21 protein-coding genes are annotated in these 22329 nt (G+C 66.7%); 5 read left to right on the top strand and 16 right to left on the bottom strand.

Translation table 11 applies throughout. The annotated features are described in order from the left end of the window. Positions 1 to 200 precede the first annotated feature (200 nt). Complete coding sequence (locus ASF16_RS19680; protein WP_056171337.1) at positions 201 to 581, top strand: DUF779 domain-containing protein; 381 nt, start codon at positions 201 to 203, stop codon at positions 579 to 581. Between the two features lie 56 nt (positions 582 to 637). Here the strand turns inward: ASF16_RS19680 and ASF16_RS19675 are convergent, their stop codons facing one another. Further along, positions 638 to 2623, bottom strand: a complete 1986-nt coding sequence (locus ASF16_RS19675; RefSeq protein ID WP_056171335.1) for a methyl-accepting chemotaxis protein — start codon at positions 2621 to 2623, stop codon at positions 638 to 640. Between the two features lie 293 nt (positions 2624 to 2916). On the opposite strand from ASF16_RS19675, the gene ASF16_RS19670 reads away from it, so the two are divergent. Together ASF16_RS19670 and ASF16_RS19665 are read left to right on the top strand one after the other, a co-directional pair. Beyond that, positions 2917 to 3357 (top strand): acyl-CoA thioesterase, encoded by a 441-nt coding sequence (locus ASF16_RS19670; protein WP_056171332.1) that lies wholly within the window; start codon positions 2917 to 2919, stop codon positions 3355 to 3357. Then, on the top strand, positions 3354 to 4304 hold the full coding sequence (locus ASF16_RS19665; protein WP_056171330.1) for an EamA family transporter: 951 nt from the start codon (positions 3354 to 3356) through the stop codon (positions 4302 to 4304). The genes ASF16_RS19670 and ASF16_RS19665 overlap by 4 nt, the downstream gene beginning before the upstream one ends. Positions 4305 to 4395: 91 nt before the next feature. Here ASF16_RS19665 and ASF16_RS19660 read toward each other — a convergent pair whose 3' ends face one another. The 13 genes from ASF16_RS19660 to def all read right to left on the bottom strand — a co-directional run bounded on the left by ASF16_RS19660 (position 4396) and on the right by def (position 16083). Continuing rightward, positions 4396 to 5520 carry an ABC transporter substrate-binding protein gene (locus ASF16_RS19660; RefSeq protein ID WP_162241091.1) on the bottom strand — a complete coding sequence of 375 codons (1125 nt, stop codon included), beginning with the start codon at positions 5518 to 5520 and terminating at the stop codon, positions 4396 to 4398. A gap of 250 nt (positions 5521 to 5770) precedes the next feature. Then, entirely contained in the window at positions 5771 to 6799 is a 1029-nt protein-coding gene (locus ASF16_RS19655; protein ID WP_056171327.1) for a succinylglutamate desuccinylase/aspartoacylase family protein, read from the bottom strand. Then, positions 6796 to 7785 (bottom strand): tripartite tricarboxylate transporter substrate binding protein, encoded by a 990-nt coding sequence (locus tag ASF16_RS19650; RefSeq protein WP_056171324.1) that lies wholly within the window; start codon positions 7783 to 7785, stop codon positions 6796 to 6798. Before ASF16_RS19650 ends, ASF16_RS19655 begins: the two co-directional genes overlap by 4 nt. A 308-nt stretch (positions 7786 to 8093) precedes the next feature. Beyond that, a complete protein-coding gene (locus ASF16_RS19645) occupies positions 8094 to 8996 on the bottom strand; it encodes a LysR family transcriptional regulator (protein ID WP_056171323.1) in 903 nt (300 codons plus the stop codon). A 68-nt stretch (positions 8997 to 9064) separates the two neighbouring features. After that, positions 9065 to 9892, bottom strand: coding sequence for an orotidine-5'-phosphate decarboxylase (gene pyrF, locus ASF16_RS19640; RefSeq protein ID WP_056171321.1), 828 nt, complete (start codon positions 9890 to 9892; stop codon positions 9065 to 9067). Positions 9893 to 10047: 155 nt separating this feature from the next. Next, positions 10048 to 10605: a FlgO family outer membrane protein gene (locus tag ASF16_RS19635; protein WP_056171319.1), complete on the bottom strand. Its 558-nt coding sequence runs from the start codon at positions 10603 to 10605 to the stop codon at positions 10048 to 10050. After that, a complete protein-coding gene (locus tag ASF16_RS19630; protein WP_056171317.1) occupies positions 10602 to 11291 on the bottom strand; it encodes a hypothetical protein in 690 nt (229 codons plus the stop codon). The genes ASF16_RS19635 and ASF16_RS19630 overlap by 4 nt, the downstream gene beginning before the upstream one ends. A 209-nt stretch (positions 11292 to 11500) precedes the next feature. Next, a complete protein-coding gene (locus ASF16_RS19625) occupies positions 11501 to 12700 on the bottom strand; it encodes a phosphoglycerate kinase (protein ID WP_056171316.1) in 1200 nt (399 codons plus the stop codon). Positions 12701 to 12867: 167 nt separating this feature from the next. Further along, entirely contained in the window at positions 12868 to 13203 is a 336-nt protein-coding gene (locus tag ASF16_RS19620; RefSeq protein WP_056171314.1) for an AzlD domain-containing protein, read from the bottom strand. Further along, positions 13200 to 14024: an AzlC family ABC transporter permease gene (locus ASF16_RS19615; RefSeq protein ID WP_056171312.1), complete on the bottom strand. Its 825-nt coding sequence runs from the start codon at positions 14022 to 14024 to the stop codon at positions 13200 to 13202. Before ASF16_RS19615 ends, ASF16_RS19620 begins: the two co-directional genes overlap by 4 nt. After that, positions 14021 to 15016: a methionyl-tRNA formyltransferase gene (gene fmt, locus ASF16_RS19610; RefSeq protein WP_056171311.1), complete on the bottom strand. Its 996-nt coding sequence runs from the start codon at positions 15014 to 15016 to the stop codon at positions 14021 to 14023. The genes ASF16_RS19615 and fmt overlap by 4 nt, the downstream gene beginning before the upstream one ends. A gap of 51 nt (positions 15017 to 15067) precedes the next feature. Continuing rightward, the gene (locus ASF16_RS19605) at positions 15068 to 15577 is read right to left on the bottom strand and encodes a hypothetical protein (RefSeq protein WP_082517045.1); all 510 of its coding nucleotides are present in this window, start codon (positions 15575 to 15577) and stop codon (positions 15068 to 15070) included. Next, positions 15574 to 16083, bottom strand: a complete 510-nt coding sequence (gene def / locus ASF16_RS19600) for a peptide deformylase (protein WP_056171309.1) — start codon at positions 16081 to 16083, stop codon at positions 15574 to 15576. Before def ends, ASF16_RS19605 begins: the two co-directional genes overlap by 4 nt. A gap of 197 nt (positions 16084 to 16280) precedes the next feature. Here def and ASF16_RS19595 point away from each other — a divergent pair, with 197 nt between their 5' ends. Then, a complete protein-coding gene (locus tag ASF16_RS19595; RefSeq protein ID WP_082517073.1) occupies positions 16281 to 17498 on the top strand; it encodes a LysM peptidoglycan-binding domain-containing protein in 1218 nt (405 codons plus the stop codon). Between the two features lie 75 nt (positions 17499 to 17573). Further along, positions 17574 to 18779, top strand: coding sequence for a DNA-processing protein DprA (dprA, locus tag ASF16_RS19590; protein ID WP_056171307.1), 1206 nt, complete (start codon positions 17574 to 17576; stop codon positions 18777 to 18779). Between the two features lie 154 nt (positions 18780 to 18933). On the opposite strand, the gene ASF16_RS19585 is transcribed toward dprA, so the two are convergent. Together ASF16_RS19585 and secF are read right to left on the bottom strand one after the other, a co-directional pair. Next, entirely contained in the window at positions 18934 to 21351 is a 2418-nt protein-coding gene (locus ASF16_RS19585; protein ID WP_056171305.1) for a DUF1631 domain-containing protein, read from the bottom strand. A gap of 17 nt (positions 21352 to 21368) precedes the next feature. Beyond that, positions 21369 to 22319 (bottom strand): protein translocase subunit SecF, encoded by a 951-nt coding sequence (gene secF, locus ASF16_RS19580; RefSeq protein ID WP_056171303.1) that lies wholly within the window; start codon positions 22317 to 22319, stop codon positions 21369 to 21371. Between the last annotated feature and the right edge of the window lie 10 nt (positions 22320 to 22329).

Here is a 22329-nt window from a genome sequence, read left to right as displayed (position 1 = left end):
AATACTCGCAATAGCTACGGCTATTGCTGCGTTTTGCGCCTTGCACGCCATCCCGATCCGCAGCGCACACTTGGCAGCTCGATCCGTGCAGAGGATCCCTAGCCAGGAACGGTTTGTGAACCGCTGGAGGCGCTGCTGCCGGTCCGCTGTTCCAGCGGGCCGGATCACTGCCATTGATGCTTGTGAATCAGGAGACACCCATGGTCGACAAAGTCATCGCCACCCCCGCTGCGCTGGAGCTGGTGGCCTTTCTGCAAGCCAAGCACGGGCCTGCCCTGATGTTCCACCAGTCGGGCGGCTGCTGTGACAACAGCGCGGCCAACTGCTATCTGCCCGGTGAGATCACGATGGGCGCGGGCGATGTGTACCTGGGCGACATCGGCGGCTGCCCGTTCTACATCGGCCGCGCGCAGTACGAGACCTGGAAGCACACGCAGCTCATCATCGACGTGATCGAGGGCACCGGCGGCACCTTTTCGCTGGAGGGGCCCGAGGGCAAGGCGTTTCACACGCGGTCGCGGGTGTTCAGCGATGCGGAGCTGGCCGCGCTAGGCATCGAGCGCGGCGTGGCGGGCGGTTGAGGGGGCGGATTTTGAGGTAAATCGGCCTCTAACGCCTGTCCATGAAGCGCTGGCAGCTATCGAATTTGCAGCAATTGAGATGCAGGCGCGGTGGCCGGCAGGTGCGCGTTGCCTTCGTCGCCCAATCTGAAAACCGACACCACCTGTACCAGGTCTTCGGCTTGTAGCTGCAGGCTGCCGGCGGCCGCGGCCATTTCTTCGACCAGCGCGGCGTTCTGCTGCGTAACCTGGTCCATCTGCGTCACGGCCTCGCCCACCTGGGCCACGCCCAGGGACTGTTCGTGGCTGGCGGTGCTGATCTCGCCCACGATGTCCGTCACGCGGCGGATGGCGTGGACCACCTCGTTCATCGTGCTGCCCGCGCGGTCCACCAGGGCGGTGCCGTGCTCCACGCGCTCCACACTGGCGCTGATGAGGGCCTTGATCTCGCGGGCGGCCCCGGCACTGCGGCCGGCCAGGCTGCGCACTTCGCTGGCCACCACGGCAAAGCCACGGCCCTGCTCGCCTGCTCGCGCTGCTTCCACCGCGGCGTTGAGTGCCAGGATGTTGGTCTGGAACGCGATCGAGTCGATCACGCCGATGATGTCCGAGATCTTCTGCGACGACGCGTTGATGCCCTGCATGGTGTGCACCACCTGGGCCACCACTTCGCCGCCCTGCACGGCCACGGTGCTGGCGCTGTCGGCCAGCTGGCTGGCCTGGCGCGCACTGTCGGCGTTCTGCCGCACGGTGGAGCTCAGCTGCTCCATGGACGCCGCGGTTTCCTCCAGCGCGCTGGCCTGGCTCTCGGTGCGGGCCGACAGGTCGGTGTTGCCCTGCGCGATCTGCACGCTGGCCGTGGCCACGCTTTCGGAGCCGCTGCGCACCTGGCGCACCACCCCGGTGAGCTGCGTGCGCATCTGCAGGAGCGCCTGCAGCAGCTGGCCCACTTCGTTCGTGCCGTGGGCGATGGGCGCGCCGCCCAGGTCGCCCTGGGCCACCGCGCGCGCCAGGCCCACGGCCTGCTTCAGGGGCTGTGTCATCGAGCGCACGAACACCAGGGCCATCGCGCAGGTGGCCGACAGCGTCACCGCCAGCGCCACCGCCACCCACAGCAGGCTTTGCTGCAGCCGCGCCACGCGGTCCTGCAGCGCCTGGGCGAGGCTGGCCAGCGACTGCGTGTTGAGTGTGTTGAGCGCATCGATGGTGCGGGTGAGCGCGTCGAAGTAGTCCTTGGAGGCCATCTTGAGTTCGGGCGCGTTGATCACCTCGCGCTCGGCCAGCTGCAGCGATTGCTGGATCTGCGCCTGGATGTCCTGCGTGCCGCTGCCCAGGGCCTGCCGAAGCTCTGCATCGCCTTGCAGCGCGCGGTCCAGCCCGCCGAAGGTGTCGCCCTGCAGTTCGCCCACGCGCTGCTGCAGCACCAGCATCTGGCCCTTGGCCTCGGGGCTGAGCTGGCCGCGGCCGAGCGCGCCCGCGCCCTGCGCGCGCAGCAGGCCCAGCTTCTCGCCGAGCAGCGGCGCCTGGATCAGCGACGACTGGATGAGCGCATGCGTGGGCGCTTCGGGATCGATCTGCAGGCCGTAGGCGTGCACCAGCGACGCGCTCAGCTGCAGCAGCGTGCCGATGAGCTGCGTGTGCTGCGCCGTGCTCTGCGCCAGCTCGATGCCGCGCGCGGCCACCGCCTGCTCCAGCGTGCGCCAGGCCTGCTGTGCGTCCCTCCAGGCCGCAGCCTGGGCCGCGGGCACCTGTGCGCTGGCAAAGCGCTCGGTCACGTCGCGCAGTGCGGCCTCGACCGCCTCGCGCGCAGCGGGGCGGCGTGCCGCCAGCGACTCGTCGCCGCCCAGCATGCCGGCCGACAGGCCCCGGTGCACCTGCACCGCCTGCACCAGCCGCGTGACGGCCTGCGCAGGCGGCACGCCGCGGGCCTCCTGCCGGGCGTGGCCGATGCCGCGCAGTGCGTCGGCCACATAGACATACGTGGGCAGCGCGCTCATCATCAGCCCGAGGGTTCCGAGGATCAGGAATTTTTCGAGCAGGTTCAGTCGGTGAAGCAGTGACATGGCAGGGCGGCACGCCGGGGCGTGCAAGGTGAAAACCGGCTCTGGCGTGGTCGGCCATCGCCGGTGGGCGGCGCGGCAGGCCGGGGCCGCAGGGTTGCTACGCAATGTAGGCAAGTGCGGCCTGCAGGGTGTTGACTCAGGTCAAGCTGTGGCGCCGGCCCCGGGCCTGCGCACCACCGGCGCTGCACCTACGTTCGCGCGCGGGCTGCACTGACGCGGCGCCCCCTGCAGCGCGCCGGGTGGCTGGTGATAATGGCTTCATACCCCCTGCACCGTTTTGATGGAGCACCCGCATGCAATCGATCACCCTGCGTTTCCTGGCGTCCCAAAGCACCCTGCCGCAGGCCGGCCGCGTGCCCGGCGGGACCGTGCTGCGCTGGGTGGATGAAGCCGGCTTTGCCTGCGCCAGCGCCTGGGCCAAGGGGCCGTGCATCACCGAGTTCGTCGGCGGCGCGCAGTTCATGCACCCCATCCGGCCCGGAGACCTGGTCGAAGTGCATGCCCGCCTGGCGGCGACCACGGACACGGCCATGCAGCTGGCGGTGGAGGTGCGCAGCGGCGGCCTTCACGGCGAGCCGCAGCACGAGGTGCTGCACTGCGTGGCGGTCTACACAGCGGTGGACTCCGACGAGCAGCCCCGCACCATCGACAAATGGAGCCCCGAGACCCCCGGCGATATCGCGCTGGCGCAGCGCGTGCAGGCCCACATCGACGCGGCCCGCAGCGCGCAGTGACGGGGCACGGCACGGCGCAGGGGGCGCCGCCGCTGCGGGCGCGAGACCTGCTCATCGCGCTGGTCGTGGTGGTGTTGTGGGGCGTGAACTTCGTGGCCATGAAATGGGGGCTGCGCAGCTTCAGCCCCTTTCAGCTGGGTGTGGCGCGCTATGTGTTTGCGGCGCTGCCGCTGTTGCTGACGATCCGGCCGCCGCGCGTGCACTGGCGCTGGGTGGTGTGGTTCGGTCTATTCCAGGGCGTGGGGCAATTCGGGTTCTTGTTCATTGCGATGAAGACGGGCATGACGGCCAGCTTGGCCAGCGTGCTGCTGCAGACCCAGGTGTTCTTCACGGCCTTGTTCGCATTTGCGCTGCTGCGCGAGAAGCCGGGGCGTCCGCTGCTGTGGGGATTGGCGCTGGCGGCGCTGGGCCTGGCGTGTTTTGCGATGAACCACCTCGGTCACGGCACCGTAGTCAGCGCCGCGCAGGCCACCACATTGGCAGGCCTGTTGCTGACGCTGTGTGCTGCTGCGATGTGGGCCGCATCGCACATCGTGGCGCGGCTGGCGCAGAACGCGAGCCCGGGTTACGACCCACTGGCCTTCGTGATCTGGAGCAGCGTGGTACCCATCGTGCCGTTCATCGCCCTGTCGGCGGTGTTCGACCCCGACGCCGCGCGCTGGCTGCAGTGGGACACCCTCGCCAGCGTGCCGCTGTCGGGCTGGGCTGCCGTCGCTTACCTGGGCTGGGCGGCCAACACCGTGGGCAATGCGCTGTGGACGAACCTGCTGCAGCGCTACCCTGCCAACCGCGTAGCGCCGTTCAGCCTGGCGGTGCCGGTGGTCGGGCTCACCGCGGGGATGCTGCTGCTGGGCGAAGGCGTGGCGCCCTGGCAGTGGGCAGGCATTGCGCTGATCGTGGGAGCGCTTGCCTGTGTGGTGCTAGGGCCCAGGCTCCAGAGAAGATAGCCCGCTACCGATTGCACTGACCCATTGTTTGATGTTGGATTGGGCGTGCCGTCGTGCCGTCGTGGCGGCGCAACCTGCCCCCGTCCCCCGGTCAGTTGATCGGCCTGCCCTGGCGCCCGATCATGGTCATGTCCACGAAGTCGGAGCCGTTGTGGTTGCCGGGGCTGAAGGTCACTTCGAACCCGCCCACATCCACCTTCATCTGCGACAGCGTCTGCAAAAAGCCCGCGCGCGTCGGTGCCGGGCCGGTGCGCTTCAGCGCTTCGCAGAACACCTTCGCGGCGATGAAGCCCTCCAGCGAGATGTAGTCGGGCTGGGCGCCGGCCCCGCTGCTCTTGAGCAGCCGGTTGTACTCCTTGCTCACCTCCACCACCTGTTTGAACGGGTTGGGCACCAGCTGGGTGACCGAGATGCCGAAAGCCTGGTCGCCCAGCTCCTGCGCCAGTTGCCGTGCGCCGACCAGGCTACGGGCGTAGTACTGCGCCTTGCGGCCGGTGGCGGCCTCGTAGCCTTGGATGAAGGCCACGGCGTCGGTGCCGGACACGCCCAGCAGCACGGCCTGGGCCTCGACGGGCGCTAGCTGCCGTATCGCTTCTTTCGGCTGGGCAGAGTTGTTGGCCATGCTTCCGGTGCCCACCAGGGTGGCGCCGTATTTTTTCAGCAGGGGCTCCAGCTCGGCGAGCAGCTCGTCGCCCGTCTTGCTGGTGTAGCGCACGAACGCAATCCTGCGGATACCCAGGGTGGTGACGTGCCGGATGATCGCCTCCAGCTCGGCATGAAAGCTCGCGCGCACGGTGAAGACCATGGGGCTGCTGGAGCGGTACACGTCGCTGGCACCGGTGTACGGCGCAAAGAAGGGCACTTTGTACTTCGTCGCCACCGGAATCACCGCGCGGGCCACCGGCGTCCAGGTGTAGTGGGTCAGCGCGAAGGCACCGTGCTGCTCGATGAGCTGGAGGGTGTTCTCCACCGCCAGCTCGGGCTTGTACTGGTCGTCGAGCGACACCAGGCGGATCTTTCGCCCATGGATGCCGCCGCGGCGATTCACCTCGTTGAAGTACAGCAGCGCGCCGTCGCGGTACGCCGCCGCCTGGCTGGCAAAACTGCCGGTGAAGGACGCCGACTGGCCGAGGACGATTTCGTCCTTCGACACCTCTTGGGCAGCGGCATGCAGGGGGGCCAGCAGCAGTGCCCAGATCAACAACCAGACTTTCATGGCGATGTCCTTGGATTCGTGGAAAACAGTGGTCCCCATGACGCCGGGCTGTTCATCACAGCGGGTCATGCAGCGGGCATGGGATGGGTGAAGTCGCCCGCAGCGTGGGCGCGTGCGGGTGGGTTGGCAGCCGTGCAGTGTGAAGCTGCATGGCGTGGCGATGGCGCTGGCCAGGCGTTGCCAAGCGCCAGCCATGGGGTGTGCGAGAGCGCCTGTGCGCCCAGGCGCACGGACGGCGCCGGGGGGACAGCTAGGTCAGTGCCTTGCGGCGCGCAAAGCGCACCACCGTCACGCCCGCGCGGGCCTGGCGCACCGAGGGCATCACCAGCACGCAGTCGTCGTACGGTGTGGTCACCGGCACGCCGTCGTTGTCGCCGATGACGGTGCCCGCTTTTTCAAACACCTCAAGGCCTGTGTAAGGCGCCACGAACCGGAACGCGCTGCTGGTGGCCACCACCGGGCCGGTCACTTCCAGCGCCCACTGGCGGGGCGCATCGGGCAAGCGCCAGCCGGGTAGCTGCGCTGCCAGGGCGGCGGGACTGATCACGCCGGACTGCTCCAGAAAGCGCACGCACTGGTCCTGCGCTACGGCGCGACTGGCGGGGTCGCCATGAAAGCCGCATTCGACCAGCAGCGATCGGGTGTCGGCGGCCTCGCCCTCACCGGCGCCCTCACCGTCGTTGCCCGGCAGGCCGAAGCGGCCGTAGTCGCGCATGCGCACACCGTCCTTATGGCCCGCGTCGACCACGACGTGCTCGGGCGAGCGCATGGCGCGCGCCAGCGCCAGGTTGCGCGGCTGGATGCCGGTGAGCAGCAGCGGCGCCGAGGGCTCGTGCATGGAGTGGATGTCCAGCAGCCAGTCCGCGCGCGCCACGAAGGGCCGCAAGGCCGCAGCGCGGCGGCGTTCCGCGGTGTCGGCCGCGTCGATGCGCTCGTCGAGCCACTGGCGGTTGAGGTCTTCGTCCGTAAAGCGCGAGGCATCGTGGCTGCTGGCATCGAACCGGTCGAACGCTTCGAGGTTGCAGAACGCGAGCGTGAGCGTGCCGGACTCCGGCCGCACGCCGGCTTCGAGCAGGCCCTGGATCGCCCAGGCGCCGCACAGCTCGTTGCCGTGCACCAGCGCGCTGATCATCACGTGGCGCCCGGGCTGGCCCGAGTCGAAGTGCCACACGCCTTCGGTGCCGGTGTTGCCGGCGCGCCAGGCGCTGATGTCGGGCGCGGGCAGCGCGAAGGTGAGCGGTGGCACCGCGCCGTGGTGGAGGTCGTCGTTGCGATTCATTCTTCGATCTTGGCGAATTCGACGATCTTCTTGTACTTGGCCACTTCGGCAGCGAGGTACTGGTCGATGTTGACGTTGGTGGCCGCCACCGTGGAGCCGGTAGCTTCCATCTTCTTTCGGAAGTCGGGCGACTGCAGGCTGTCGTTCAGCGCCTTCTTCACCTTGTCGAACACGGGCTTGGGCAGGTTGGCGGGCGCCAGCAGCGCGAACCACACGCCGATGTCCACGTTCTTGAACTGGGGCGACTCGGCCAGGGCCGGGATGTCCGGTGTGGTGGGCGAGCGCTTGGCTTCGGTCGTGCCCAGGGCGATCACCTTGCCGCTCTTGATGTGCGGCAGGCCGCTCGAGAGCACGAACACGCCGAATTCGAGGTTGTTGCCCAAGAGGTCGTTGGTCAGCGGCGCCACGCCGCGGTAGGGGATGTGCGTCATGAACAGCTTGCCCTGCTCCTTGACCATCTCACCGGCCAGGTGCAGCGACGTGCCCACGCCCGAGCTGCCGTAGCTGAACTTGCCGGGGTTCTTCGAGACCTTCTGCGTGAACTCGGCCACGTTCTTCACGCCCGAGCCGGCGGACGCCACCAGCACCAGCGGCTGCGAGGCGATCAGGCCGATGGCGGTGAAGTCCTTCACGTCGTACTTCACCTTCTTGGTCACCAGCTTGTTGATGGCGATCTCGTTGCTGGCGCCCACCAGCAGCGTGTAGCCGTCCGGCGCCGCGCTGGCGACCTTCTGCGCGCCAATGGCTCCGCCCGCGCCGCCGATGTTCTCGATCACCACCGGCACGCCCAGCTTGTTGCCCAGCTCGGTCGCCACGGTGCGCGCGGTCAGGTCGGTGCTGCCGCCCGGCGGGTAGCCCACGACGATGGTGATGGGCTTGGAGGGGTAAGCGTCCTGCTGCGCCCAGGCGGGGGCAGCGGCCAGAGCTGCCAAGGTGCACAGCAGCGCGGTGCGGCGCAGGGGGGAGGACAAAGACGGGTGGTGCATGGTGTGAGGTCCGGGTCGGTGGTGTTGTGGGCTGCTGCAAACCGCCACGGGGTCAGGATTACGAGGCCACCCAGGGCGGGTGGTGCCGTAAAACTTCCTGCGGCGTAACCCATTGTCGAAAATACGATCTGCTGTGTTGGTGCTGAAACGGCACCAACCATTGCCAATCCGTACCGGGCGTGCAGGGAAAACCCCTGCGTGATGGATGAATCCACAAATGCATGTGTCGCATTCACGCCGCACCTGAGCAGTACCTGAGCGGTAACTAGGCCGCATCGATGCTGCATCTGTGCTGCATCAGCGAGGCATCACCGCTGTGACAGGGCCTTCCACAGTGCCTCGGCCAGCGGCCCCAGGCGGCGCTTGGGCCGGTACAGGCGCACGTCGAACCGCACCTCCATCCGCGCATCCCCGGCAGGCGCGAGGCGCCGTGCCTTGCAGTCGGCATGCACCATGGACCAGGGCAGCCAGGCCACGCCCAAGCCCTTTTGCACGTATTCGTAGTGCGCGTCGGCCGAATCGCACTCCACCACCCGCTGCAGGCGCGGGGCGTGCGGGTTGTGCGCCAGGTGGTCCTCCACCAGCCGGCCCAGCGCCAGCTGCGGTGCGTAGGCGAGGTAGGGCACGGCATCTGTGGTGCCTGGTGGGCCGAATCGGTACATCGCGTGGCCCTGCGCCGTGGCGCGCGACACCGGCACCAGCCGGTCCGAGGCCACGGTCATGTGCAGGAACTGGCGCGCATCGAGCCGGATGGCCAGCGCCGGGTGGTGGTACACCAGCGAGAAGTCGGCCTCGTTGCGCTCCAGCAGCGCCACCGTGTCGGCCAGCGCGCGGGTGCGGATGCACAGCTCGCCGCCTTGCAGCAGCGGCTGCAGGCGCACCAGCCAGTCGGCCACCACGGTGCGCGCCAGCGTGCGGCCCGTGGCCAGCGTCACCGTGCGGGCCTGCCGGCCGGCCAGGCTTTGCAGTTCCTCGTGCGACTGGGCGAGGTTGCGGGCCAGCTGGCCTGCGGTTTCCAGAAAGCTGTGCCCGGCTGGCGTCAGCGTGACCGGGCCGCCCGTGCGCTCGACCAGCGGCGTGCCCGCCCAGGCCTCCAGCGCCCGGATGCGGCGGCCAAAAGCCGGGTGGGTGACATGCCGCAGCTCGGCCGCGCGGGTGAAGCTGCGTTCCTGCGCGAGGACGATGAAGTCCTCAAGCCATTTAAGCTGCATGGCGGTGCGGCGTCGGCCGGTGGGTGGGGCGGGTGCTCATCATGCGTCGGCCCCCCAATTGCGGTGCCTCAGCGGCTGCGCGAGGCTTCGAGCACGGCGCGGGTGCGCTGGGCCTCGGTGCGCGCTGCGTCCGCGAAGTCGTCGCCCTTGGAGGCGTACAGGATGGAGCGCGACGAGTTCACGATGATCGGCCCGCCGTCCCGCAGCCCGGCACGCACGGTGGCTGCCGCGTCGCCGCCCTGCGCGCCCACGCCGGGGATCAGCAGCGGCAACGTGGGCGCAATGGCGCGCACACGCTCGATCTCTTGCGGGTAGGTCGCGCCCACCACCAGGCCGAGCTGGCCGTTCTTGTTCCACGGCCCTTGCGCCAGGCGCGCCACGTGTTCGTACATCAGCGGCTGGCCCTCCACGCTGGCCAGGCGCTGGGTCTGCAGGTCGTCGCCACCCGGGTTGGAGGTGCGGCACAGCAGGAACGCGCCCTTGCCGTGGTAGGCCAGGTAGGGCTCGATGGAGTCAAAGCCCATGAAGGGCGAGAGCGTGACCGCATCGGCGCCGTAGCGCTCGAAGGCCTCCTTGGCGTACTGCTCGGCGGTGGAGCCGATGTCGCCCCGCTTGGCATCCAGGATCACAGGCACGTGTGGTGCGTTGGCCCGCATGTGCTGCATCAGGCGCTCGAGCTGGTCTTCGGCGCTGTGCGCGGCAAAGTAGGCGATCTGGGGTTTGAAGGCACAGACCAGGTCGGCCGTGGCGTCCACGATGGCGGCGCAAAAGTCGTAGATCTTGTGCGCATCGCCCTGCATCCCCGCAGGAAACCGCGTGGGCTCCGGGTCCAGGCCCACGCACAGCAGGGAGTTGTTCTGCGCCGTGGAGTCGCGCAGCATGTCGGTGAAGGTCATGGGGCGTGATTTTAAGTGGGGGGCTGCTGGCAGCTGCCGGTTTTCTGGCGGCTGCCTGTGTGCGACGTTGTCATGCGTGCGCTGGCCCCTGTTGGGCAGGCAATAAAAAAGGCCGTCGAAACGGCCTTTTTGAATAGCGGACAGCGGGCTGCGGCTTAGCGCTGCACTGCCAGCAAGCGCTGCACGTCGCGGTCGTTCGGCAGGGCATAGTCATAGCCGCGGATGATGCGGCTGTCTTCGGTGCGCACGAGCTTCAGGCTCACGTAGGTGTAGTTGGCTGCAGCCGAGTACGTACCCACCAGCACCAGCGAGGCGCTGTGATTGCGTGCAATGTCCTTGATCTCGCGCGACAGCAGCAGCTCGCCGGCGCCTTCGCGCACGAACACGTCGCCGCGCAACTTGACTTCCTTCACATCGAAGCCGGTAGCCGCCATGTGCGAGGCATATTGCTCGGACAGGGTGCGGCCCAGAGGCGCAGAGCGGCTCAGGTCGTTCACGTTGACCACCGTGGCCACAAGGACGGGACCTGTGCCGGTGGCGGTGAGGTCAAACCCTGCGGTCAGCTTGGACACAGCGTCGCGGCTGCTGTTCAGGAATTGGTTGTTCGAGGCTTCCTGGTAGGTCGGCTCGTTGCGGACGGTCGTGCCATTGTTGGCGCAACCAGCCAGCAGAGCTGCTGCGGCCAGTGCGGTCAGAAGTGCAGCGGATTTCATTGCGAGACCACCTTCATGTTGACGTACTTGTAGTAAGACGGACGCAGGAACAGCGGCGTGTCCGCGTTTTCCAGGTAGTAGACGTCGGTCTTGCGGGCCACATACTGGCCACCGCGCGTGACGGTGGTGGTCAGGATCAGCTCGGTGTTGGTCGGGCCGCCGGAGTTGATGCTGGAGCCGTAATCTGCCAGGCCGGTAAAGCCCAGCGTGGCCAGCAGCTGCGTGTCGATGTGCTCGTGGCGCAGGCCATAGGCGGCCATCAGGCCGGCCGCGATCATCGTGAACTGACCGGGAATGAAGTGAGGACGGGCGCTGTTGTGGCGCACGAGCTGGGTGTTGTAGGTGACGGTGAGCGTCTGGCCAGGGTCCTGCAGGACGGGCGCGCCGCTTTGCACAAAGCGGGTGATCAGGAACTCGCGGAACGCCAGGTCAAACGGGCTGGGGTTGGGCGGCTGGGCCACGTACAGCGCGGTGCCGGGGGCTGTGCCCGCCTTGTCGAGCGTGCTCAGCGTCTGCGCCACGACGTCGTTGGAAAGCAGTTCCCAATGGCCTGCGGAGCGCACCTTGGGTTGAACCGTCAGTTCAAAGTTCTCTGCGAGAGGGATGGGCGAACGATAGGCGCAACCCGCCAACGTAGCCACGGCGCCAGCGAGTACCGCCAAGCTGACTGCTTTTGAAAATTTCATGATTCCCTCCTACGGACTTTGAGAGGCGGGGACATGAACAGATACATCCCACGCGATTGAAAAATAATTCTGGGCGGGATACTCAACAAAAACAAGAAAAAATTGAGGTAACTGCGCCCTGCCGCTCGCAATTCGTTGTTTTTGGTCACAGTTCCGTGTGACTGCTTACGTGCAGTCGCATGCGCTTGCGACTTCATACGTAACAAAAATCAATTTGAGGTAACGGCTCGTTTTTGAAGAATGTCGAATGCAGGCAGTGTCTTTCCCTCTAGCACTTCCAGGAACGCGCCGCCGCCGGTAGAGATGTAGCCCACCTGCTTTTCAATGCCGTACTTGGCAATGGCCGCCAGGGTATCGCCGCCACCGGCGATGCTGAACGCGGGGGATTCAGCGATGGCCTTGGCGATCTCGCGCGTGCCGTTTTCAAAGGCGGCGAACTCGAACACGCCCACCGGGCCGTTCCAGACGATGGTGCCGGCCGATTTGAGCTGGGCGGCCAAGCGGGCTGCGGTCTGTGGGCCGATGTCCAGGATCAGGTCGTCCTCGGCCACGTCTGTAGCAGCCTTGACGGTGGCGGGTGCGTCGGCGGAGAACGCCTTGGCGGTGACCACATCGGTGGGGATCGGCACATCCGCGCCCCGGGCCTTCATGACGGCGATCACGTCGCGTGCCGCGTCCAGCAGGTCTGGCTCGGCCAGGCTCTTGCCGATGGGCAGGCCGGCCGCCAGCATGAAGGTGTTGGCAATGCCGCCGCCCACGATGAGTTGGTCGACCTTGTCGGCCAGGCTCTTCAGGATGGTGAGCTTGGTGGATACCTTGGAGCCCGCGACGATGGCGGCCAGCGGGCGTTGGGGCTGGGCCAGGGCCTTGGTCAGGGCGTCGATCTCGGCCGACAGCAGCGGGCCTGCGCAGGCGATGGGCGCGAACTGGGCGATGCCGTAGGTGGTGCCCTCGGCGCGGTGGGCGGTGCCGAACGCGTCGTTCACGAAGATGTCGCACAGGGCGGCCAGCTTGCGTGCCAGGTCTTCCTTGTTCTTCTTCTCGCCCACGTTCAGGCGGCAGTTCTCCAGCAGCACGACCTGGCCGGGCGCCACGGTCACGCCGTCGACCCAGTCGGCGACCAGCGTGACCTCGCGGCCCAGCAGTTCCGACAGGCGCGCCGCCACTGGTGCCAGGGAGTCTTCAGGCTTGAACTCGCCTTCGGTCGGGCGGCCCAGGTGGCTGGTCACCATGACGGCGGCACCGGCGTCCAGCGCCATGCGGATGCAGGGGATCGAGGCGCGGATGCGGGTGTCTTCGGTGATGCGGCCGGCGTCATCCTGCGGCACGTTCATGTCGGCACGGATGAAGACGCGCTGGCCTTGGGCCTTGCCCTGGGCGCACAGATCGGAGAAGCGGAGGATGTTCATGGCAGAGATTTGGAAGGAGGAAAGGGGGCTCGCGGCGGCCATTTTAGTAACCGCGCTTGAGGGGCGCACTCCTGTCTGTGCCAGTGCACCCGTGGATCTGGCTTTGCCAGGCCACCGGGTGCGTCCCCCTAGGGGAAGTCGCGCAGCGACTCAGGGGGCGCCTATCTTCACCAGCCCAGCCCGATGTGCAGCGGCAGGTAGATCACCATGCCCACGACGATGGTCCCGAGGATGCCCCGCTTCCAGAAGTAGTAGCCACTGGCGCAAAGCACCGCCGGCAGGCGGGCGTCCATGAACGTGTCGATGAACTCGCCCTGGGTCATGAGGATCTCGGGAGCGATGACGGCGGCCAGCGCGGCCAGCGGCGCGTACTTGAGTCCGCGCTTGAGCCAGTCGGGCAGGGGCAGCTCGCGGTCCGGGATCATGAAGAATGCGCGCGAGACCACGGTGATAACCGCGAGGCCCAGGATGGCGATGGCTGGCTCGATCCAGGTGAAGCTCATGGGTGGCGCTCCTCGCGCAGCGGCACGATGTCGCCCGCCTTCGCGTGCTCAAGCTCTTCGGGCGGCAGCACGCTGTCGGCCGGCAGTAGCACCACTTCGGGTTTGTGGCGGCGGCGGTCCACGGCCTCCATGAGCAGTCCGGCCGCCACGGCCGCCGCAATGGCCACCAGGATGTTGAGCTTGAGCGGCAGGGCGAATGCCGCCACGGCTGCGGTGGCCGCCACCCCTGTCGCCAGCCAGGTCGCGCGGTCGAACAGCAGCGACAGCAGCACGCCGAGCAGCGCCAGCACGCCGGCAAACCCCAGGCCCCACGACAGCGGAACGGCGTTGGCCAGCAGGATGCCCGCAATCGAAGGCACCTGCCAGGCCAGCCAGTTGGTACAGGCCGCTCCCCAGAAATACGGTACTTGCTCGGGCTGCGGCCGGGGCTCCGGAAAGCGCTTCATGAAGCCCACGTAGATCACATCGCCGCTGAAGTAGCCCACCGCCAGCCGCTGGCGCAGCGGCAGGTGGCCGAAGTAGTTGCGCCACATGCTGCTGAAGATAACGAAGCGCAGGTTCACGCAGCTGGCCGTGAGCCACACCACCGACAAGGGCGCCCCCACGGCGATCAGCGGGATGACCGCCAGTTGCGCACTGCCAGCGTAGACGACCAGCGACATGAACAGGGCCATGCTGACCGACAGCCCGCTCTTGACCATGACCACGCCAGTGACCAGGCCCCAGGCCGCAATACCCACCGACGTGCCGGCCATGTCGACGACGGCCATGCGAAAGGAGGGGTGGCGCAGCGTGTGGCGAATGCGCGCGCTGCGGCTCATCCGGGTGCTGCTGCCGCAGCCGCCATAGGCGCCGCGCCCAGCACCATGCCCGGTGTCAACTCGAAACCCCGCAGGAAGTCTGCGGCGGCCAGCCGCTTGCCGCCGGCGCGCTGCAGGGTGGTCAGGCGCAGCGTGCCTTCACCACATGCCACGGTCACGCCGTCGTCGCTGACCGACAAAACTTGGCCCTGGCGCGCATTGGGCGTACCCTGGGCGCTATCAATTTTGTAGTCCCAGACTTTGATGGCTTCGCCCGCGCAGTCGGTGCTGGCGCCGGGAAACGGGTCGAAGGCGCGGATGCGCTGGCCGATCACCTGTGCGGGCAGCGACCAGTCGATGGCGCTCTCGGACTTTTCGATCTTGTGCGCGTAGGTGATGCCTTCGGCGGGCTGCGGTTCGGCCTGCAGACCGCCGCAGGCCGCCAATTCAAGTGCTTCGACGATCATTCGCCCGCCCAGGGCCGCCAGCCGGTCGTGCAGGGTGGAGGTGGTGTCGTCAGGCGCGATGGCTGTGCGTTCGGTCAGCAGCATGCCGCCGGTGTCCAGGCCCGCGTCCATCTGCATGATGGTGACACCGGTTTCGGCATCGCCCGCTTCGATGGCGCGGTGGATGGGCGCCGCGCCGCGCCACCGGGGCAGCAGGCTGGCATGGATGTTGAGACAACCTTGGGGCGGCAGGTCCAGCGTCCACTGCGGCAGGATGAGGCCGTAGGCGGCCACTACCATCACATCGGCCTGGACGGCCAAGATGGCTTCCCGCGCCGCCGCAGCGTCTTCCGGAAACTTGCCGTCCAGGCGCAGGCTGCGCGGCTGCGCGACCGCAATGCAATGCGCCTGGGCACACTGCTTGACTGGCGAGGCCTGCAGCTTCATGCCGCGCCCGGCGGGGCGGTCCGGCTGGGTCAGGACGAGCGGCACGGTGAAGCCGGCGGCCAGAAGCCGCTCCAGCGCCACGCGGGCGAACTCGGGGGTGCCGGCAAAGATGACTCTCATGGAAACGAAGGGGTCGTACGCGCTGGCTGGAGCCGCTGAAGCCGCTGTGCGTCAGTCGCGTGTGTTGTCGAAGTTGGGCAGCTCGTCGGTGAACATCACCATCCGCACCACGCCCTGGCGGTCCAGGTGGACGTGGGCCAGGCGCGGGTCCGATTGCTGCCGAAAGCGGTAGGTCCAGATGTCGCCGTCAAAGCGTGCCACCCGCTCAACGCGCAGGGGCGGGCCGAAAGTGCCCTGCACATCGCGGACGGACCAGATGCCGACGGGAATGGTCTCGAAACGCGTCTGCGTGAGGACCTGTTCATTGCGCACCAGACGGCCGGATGGGTCGAAATCCAGGTTGTAAGCGGCAAAGCCTGCAGGAAGCTCGGAATAGATCAGCCGCTCGCCCGAGGGCAGCGCCACCACCGCGGTGGGCGGCCCTTGCCGGGCAATCACCTCGGCACGCAGCGCGCCAGGCTTTTCGCTGGCTACCAGTGCACAGCCCGCAAGCTGCCCCACCAGCGCGGCCAGCGCCAGCACTCCGCTGCCCCGCAGGAAGCGAAGCGCCCAGCCTGTCACTCGCGGGCACCCCGCTGCTGCTTGATCATTTTGGTCTTGATGCGGTTGCGTTTGAGCGGGGAGAGGTATTCCACGAAGACTTTGCCCATGAGGTGGTCCATCTCGTGCTGGATGCACACGGCCAGCAGGCCCTCAGCCTCGATCACGCGCGACTGGCCGTCGGCGTCGAGCGCGCGCACATGCACGGCATCGAAGCGTTCCACGCCGTCATAGATTCCGGGGACGGACAGGCAGCCTTCGTCATTGAGGTGCTTCTCGGCGCTGGCCCAGACGATCTCGGGGTTGATCAGCACCAGCGGCTGGTCGCGCCCCTCGGACACATCGATCACCACAAGGCGTTCGTGCACATCGACCTGCGTCGCTGCCAGGCCAATGCCCTGGGCGTCATACATGGTCGCCAGCATGTCGGACACGAGCGACCGCATGCGGTCATCGACCGCCTGGACAGGGTTTGCGACCTTGTGAAGCCGGGGGTCCGGGTAACAGAGAATGGGAAGGATTGCCATGGATGCAGGTAAGAGATGTCGCTATTTTCGCCACTTTTGCGGCCGGCTGCAGTATTGCAAGCCAATAATCGTTGCCGAATCAAGGGCTTGAGCAGAGAATCTAAAAAGGTTTGTAACTTAGTTGCCTGGTTGTTCGCATGCGCGAAGGCCAAGGCGTCAGCGGGGGGCGTTTCACAATGCATGAGAAAAGGAACAACATGACGGCATTCACCAGCGTGCGGCGGACCGCCCTAGGCGCGCTCACCATCGTTGCTGGCGCTGTTTTGGTGGCCCTGCCGGCTCAGGCGCAGAACTACCCCATTTCCGGAGAGCAGCGTGCCACCGCACAGCAGGTGTCCGAGCGGGGCATCTCCCTGGCGGAACTGGCAGTCAACGCGCCGGACACCTATACCGTCAAGCGCGGCGATACGCTGTGGGGCATTTCGGGCATGTACCTCAAGCGGCCATGGCGCTGGCCTGAGCTGTGGGGCATGAATCTGAAAGATATTCGCAATCCCCATTTGATCTTTCCCGGACAAATTCTGTACCTTGATCAGAGTAATGGGTATGCACGTCTGAGGACAACTCCACCAGGTGCTTCCACGGCTGAACCTCAGACTGTGCGCGTGTCTCCCCGTACACGCAGCGACACCTTGGCTGACACGGCATTGCCAACGCTTAAGCCCCACCTGATCGAGCCGTTCCTGGTCGAGCCTCTCATCGTGGATGCGCAGATGTTGCAGCGCGCGCCCCGAATCGTGGCAACTACCGAAGACCGTGTATTGATGTCCAGCGGTGACCGCGCCTATGTGCGTGGAGACCCTGCCGATCCGGTACGCGCCGAGGCAGGAGAGCCTCGCTTCTACCGGGTGTTCCGTGACGCGGTGGCACTCAAGGACCCACAGACCGGCGAAATCTTGGGTTATGAAGCGCAGTATCTGGGTAAGGCAGAGCTCGTACGCGGAGAGACGTTTGAAGAGATTCCGGACGGCAAGGGCGGGCGTTTGTCCGAATACATTCCTGCGACGGTGGATTTGTCTGGTACCAAGGAAGAAATTCGCGCAGGGGATCGTCTTCTGCCCGCACCAGCACGGGCTTTCACCAGCTACACCCCTCGCGCGCCTGAGATCGAGGTCGAGGCGCGCATAGTGTCCATCTATGGCAGTTTTTCTGCGGCGTATGCGGCACAGAACCAAGTGGTAGCCATCAACGTGGGTACAGAACACGGTATCGAGCCAGGGCATGTGCTCTCGCTCTTGACCAAGGGCGACCGCATCAAGGACATGACCGACAGCTCGAAGACCGTGATCAAGCTTCCCAGTGAAAGCAATGGGACAGCCATGGTGTTTCGGACTTTCGATCGCGTTTCATACGCTCTCCTTCTGGAGATCAACAGTGGCGTGCGCGTTGGAGACCGTCTGGTCAACCCTCGCTGATTGACTTCATTGCGACCACCGGCCGCCTTTGTGCGCAGCCGGTGAGCAGTGGCTGCTCCTCCTCCTCTTCCTTTCATGGACCGTGAAGAACTCGGCGCATGGTTGCGCCTGACGCTCAGCCAAGGCGTGGGCAACAGCACTGCGCGCAGCCTGCTGGCGCGTTTTGGGCTTCCGCAAACCATCTTTCAGCAGACCGACACGGACCTGCGGCAGCATGTGAGTGCCGCCCAGGCGCGCGCGCTCTGCACGGTGCCGGACACCTGGGCCGCGCTGGTGGAGTTGACTTGGCGCTGGCTGCACGAAGCTGATCCACAAGGGCCTGCCCGCGCGGTGGTCACGCTGGGGGACAGCCGGTACCCGCAGGCCCTGCTGGAGACCGAAGACCCCCCGTTGCTGCTTTACCTCACGGGACCGGCCCGGCTGTTGGCGCAAAGCCCGTTCCCTGCAGGACGCTGCCTGGCAGTGGTTGGAAGCCGCAACCCGACGGCCCAGGGCGCAGACAACGCACGGCTGTTTTCGCGGGCACTCCATGGCGCCGGGTTGACCATCGTCTCGGGCCTCGCCCTGGGTGTGGATGCTGCGGCGCACGAAGGTGCGCTGGATGTGGCATCTAAAGGGGCTCCCGCTGCGGCCACCATCGCCGTGGTGGGCACTGGGCTCGACCGTGTCTACCCCCGCAGGAACCTCGATCTTGCGCACCGCATTGCGGCAAACGGACTGCTCGTCAGCGAATACCCGCTGGGCACGCCGCCGTTGCCCGGCAATTTCCCCAAGCGCAACCGCATCATCTCCGGCGTGTCGCAGGGCACCCTGGTCGTGGAGGCAGCGCTAGCATCCGGGTCGCTCATCACGGCGCGCATGGCCGTGGAGCAGGGCCGTGAGGTGTTTGCCATACCAGGCTCCATCTATGCCCCGCAATCGCGAGGATGCCATGCGCTGATTCGCCAGGGGGCCAAGCTGGTGGAGTCGGCCCAGGATGTGCTCGAGGAACTGCGCTTTCCCGCGTCCGTAGTTGCGCCTGCAACTACAACTGCAAGTGGACAAGCCACGGATGCGGACATCGCCGGCAACGATGGGGTTGGCGGCGCGGCGATGATCACTACGGCGCCCGAGACTCCGCTGCTGCAGGCTCTGGGCTTCGACCCTATCAGTGTGGATGCGCTGGTGGCGCGCACTGGAATGGCGGCCGCGCCTGTGCAGGTGGGCTTGCTGGAGCTGGAACTTGATGGCCGGGTAGCGCGCTTGCCGGGCGGTTTGTTTCAGCGTTTGGCCGCTGCTTGATCGCTGCGGTGACGTTCGTTCATGTGAGGCGCCAGCGCCGTGCTCTCACAGTCAATGGTATGACTGGCTGAAATCCTGCCTGCGCCTGACCGTCAGTCAGTACAGCCACTCCAGGTCCTGCCAAGGCGGCGACTTCGCCCTGCCCCCAGCATCATCAGCCCAGCAACCGCTCCGGATTCGCATCCAGCTTGGCCAGTGCATCCCGCGTAGCGCGCACTGTCAGGCCTTCCTCGTCCTGCGGAACCAGCAGGCCCGCCTGCAGATACGCGGCCAGCCGGCGCAGCTGGATCAGGTAGCTGCTGCCATCCACGGCAGCAAACAGGTGCAGCTGCTTGCGCTGGCTCTGCCACGCGTACTGCACCTGCGCCGAGGATCCGTTGTGGTCCAGCGTGTACCAGGTGCCAGGTTGCAGCTCCTGGGCCCAGGCCACCATGTTGTCTTCCACCGGGGCGCCGTTGTCGGCCACCACGTGGATGGACGATGCGTCGATGCCGAGCATCATCTCGATGTTGTCGGCATTGAGCGGCATCTCGCCCAGCGTCGCGTCGCCGATGAAATCTTCCAGATTTGACAGCCGCTTGGCCATCGCATCGATGTGCGCCTGGGGGATCGACGCGGTCTTGGACAGGAAGGCGTCGGCCAGCGTGTCGGTCAGGGTCTTGATCTGCGCATCCTGCGGGGCGCCGTTCACCCCCAGAAGCTCCAGACCCTGGCGCAGCCGCTGCAGCAGGCCCGGCAGGTTCTGGATGACCTGCGCGCGGTCGCTGCGGTGCGGCTTGGCGCTGGCGGCCCACACCAGGTCGGCGGCGGTGCGCTTGAACGCAATGGTGTCCACATGCTGGGCGCCATCGCGCACGGCCGACAGGGCCAGTACCTCGGCCCAGGTCTTGAAGAGAAACTCGCGGATCTCGTCGCGCACCGGCATGTCCTTGAGCATGGTGCGCAGCTCGATGGTGTACTGGATGGCCAGCGTTTCCTTCTGCTCCACCTGCTGGGCCACGCTCACCAGGCGCGATGTGGCCTGCTTCTCGGTCAGGAACTTGGACAGGAATTTCTCGAATTCGTCGTAGACCAGCTGGAACACGCGCCGGCCGGTCTCGGGGTACTGCTCGATGACCTGCACCACACGTCGGATCTCCGCCTCCAGCGCGCTGCCGTTGATGCTGGTCGCATCAAAGCCCATCACGCAGGCACCCATGCGGTCGATCAACTGGCGCGCCGGATGGGTCAGGTTGCTGAAGAACTCGGGCTCGGCCAGCGCCACGCGCAGCACCGGCACCTGCAGCCGCGCAAACCACACGCGCACGGCGGGGGGAATGCGGTCTTCGGCCAGGATGCTCTGGAACATCAGTGCCACGACTTCGATGATGGCTTTCTCGCCCGCCGAAGATGCCTTCTTCTTGAGCTCGGTGGAACGCTCGCGCACGGCGCCTGCCACCTGCACCACGCCTGCGGGGCTGTAGTCTTCCATCAACGTGGCCACGCCACTGTAGTAGGTGTCCGCCTGCACGCGGTGCGCCGTCAGTGCATGGGCCAACGCGGCCGAGGCCGGGGGCGCGTTCACCATGTCAAAACCGGTGGCCGGCTGCGTCAGCAGCCTGCGCAACTGGCCCATCACGCCCTGGGCCCGCTGCCGCGCGCGTGCCAGCGGTGTCATGCCCGTGGCAAAGCCCGTGGGCATGCCATGCTGCGGATAGCCGGGGGGCTGCTGCTGCATGCGCTGCTGGGGGTATTGACCCATGGGGCCCGCTGGTCCCATACCTCCCATGCCCGCCATGTGGCGGCCGGGCGGGGCCATCATGCCGCCGCGCGCCGCAGCGGCTGCCGCCATGGCGTCGCGTGTCTGCGCGAGTGCCTGGGAGGCCAGGCCGCCCGCGCCGGACTCGCTGCCCGCACCGGCCACACCACCGCTGGCCGTGCGGCGCACGCGGGATTTCAGGTCCGCCTGTGGCGTGACGCCCTGCTCCACATAAAAGACATTGACTGCCTGGTACTGCTTTTGCAGCAGGTTGGCGAGCTCCCGCTGCAGCGGGTCGACCACCACCTGCAGGTCGGTGCGCGGCATGCCGGCCTCCACCCACTGCTCCACCAGCAGCACGCAGACCGTTTCGGGCCGCAGGATGTCGTTGCTGTCCAGGTCCTGCCCTTCCAGCGACTGGGTGCGCTGGCGCAGGGTATCGAACTGCGGGCCGACCTGCTCGTTGAGCGTGAGCGCCATGCGGGAGGCGAGGATCTTGTTCTCGACCACGTCGTCGCTGAGCAGCTCGAACTGATTGCCCGGCCCGTTGGGTGTGAGCTGGCCGCGGTTGGTGCTGGTGTGCGGCGCCAGCGCCTCGCGCCAGGCCTTGGCGGCGCGGTCGGTCCAGACCGCATGCCGCTGCTGGTAGAGCATCCAGGTGTCGCGGTGGGCCTGCATCTCGCGGGCCGTACCCGTCTGGGTGATCAGCGTGGTGAGAAAGTCCAGAACGACCTTGTCCAGGTCGACCAGGCCGCTGCAGATGCCCTCCACGAACCGCTGGCGCGCCTGCCGGGCCAGGCGGCGCTGGGGGACGGACGACGGTGTGGGCTGCATGGACAGATATTAGCGGCTCAGACAGCAGCTCCGGCATGGGGATCGTTCGGATCCTCGTCCTTTTTGGCGGGCTTGATCAGGTCTTCGCGCTTCACACCCAGCCACATCGCGATGGCCGCAGCCACGAACACGGACGAGTAGATGCCGAACAGGATGCCGATGGTCAGCGCCAGCGCAAAGTAGTGCAGGCTGGGGCCGCCGAAGAAGAACATCGACAGCACCATCGCCTCGGTCGAGGCGTGGGTGATGATCGTGCGGCTCATCGTGCTGGTGATGGCGTGGTCGATCACCTCGTGGGTGGTCATCTTGCGGTACTTGCGGAAGGCCTCGCGGATCCGGTCGAAGATCACGACCGACTCGTTGACCGAGTAGCCCAGCACCGCCAGCACGCCCGCCAGCACGGCGAGCGAAAACTCCCACTGGAAGAACGCGAAGAAGCCCAGGATGATCACCACGTCGTGCAGGTTGGCGATGATGGCCGCGACGCCGTACTTCCACTCGAAGCGGAAAGCCAGGTAGATGACGATGCCCACCACCACCATGGCCAGCGCCATGAGGCCGCCATGCACCAGTTCTTCGCCCACCTGCGGGCCCACGAACTCGGTGCGGCGCAGCGTGACTTCGGGGTTGGCTGCCTTCAGCGCCCCCAGAACCTGCTCGCTCTGCTGTGCCGACGTCACGCCCTTTTGCACGGGCAGGCGGATCATCACGTCGCGCGCAGTGCCGAAGTTCTGCACCTGCACGTCCGGGTAGCCCAGGCCCGCCACTGTCTCGCGGACCTTGGCGAGTTCTGCCGGCTGGCTGTAAGCCACTTCCATGACCGTGCCACCCGTGAACTCCACCGACAGGTGCAGCCCGCGCGTGAGCAGGAAGAACACTGCCAACGCAAAGGTAAGGAACGAGATCGCGTTGAAGATCAACGCGTGCTTCATGAAAGGGATGTCTTTTCGGATGCGGAAGAATTCCATGGTCTTCCTC

Origin of the sequence: Acidovorax sp. Leaf78 (assembly GCF_001422735.1) — a bacterium.
In the GTDB taxonomy this organism is placed as follows: domain Bacteria; phylum Pseudomonadota; class Gammaproteobacteria; order Burkholderiales; family Burkholderiaceae_C; genus Acidovorax.
Note: the sequence above shows the minus strand (reverse complement) of the source record. Positions and strands in the feature narration are given on the sequence as shown.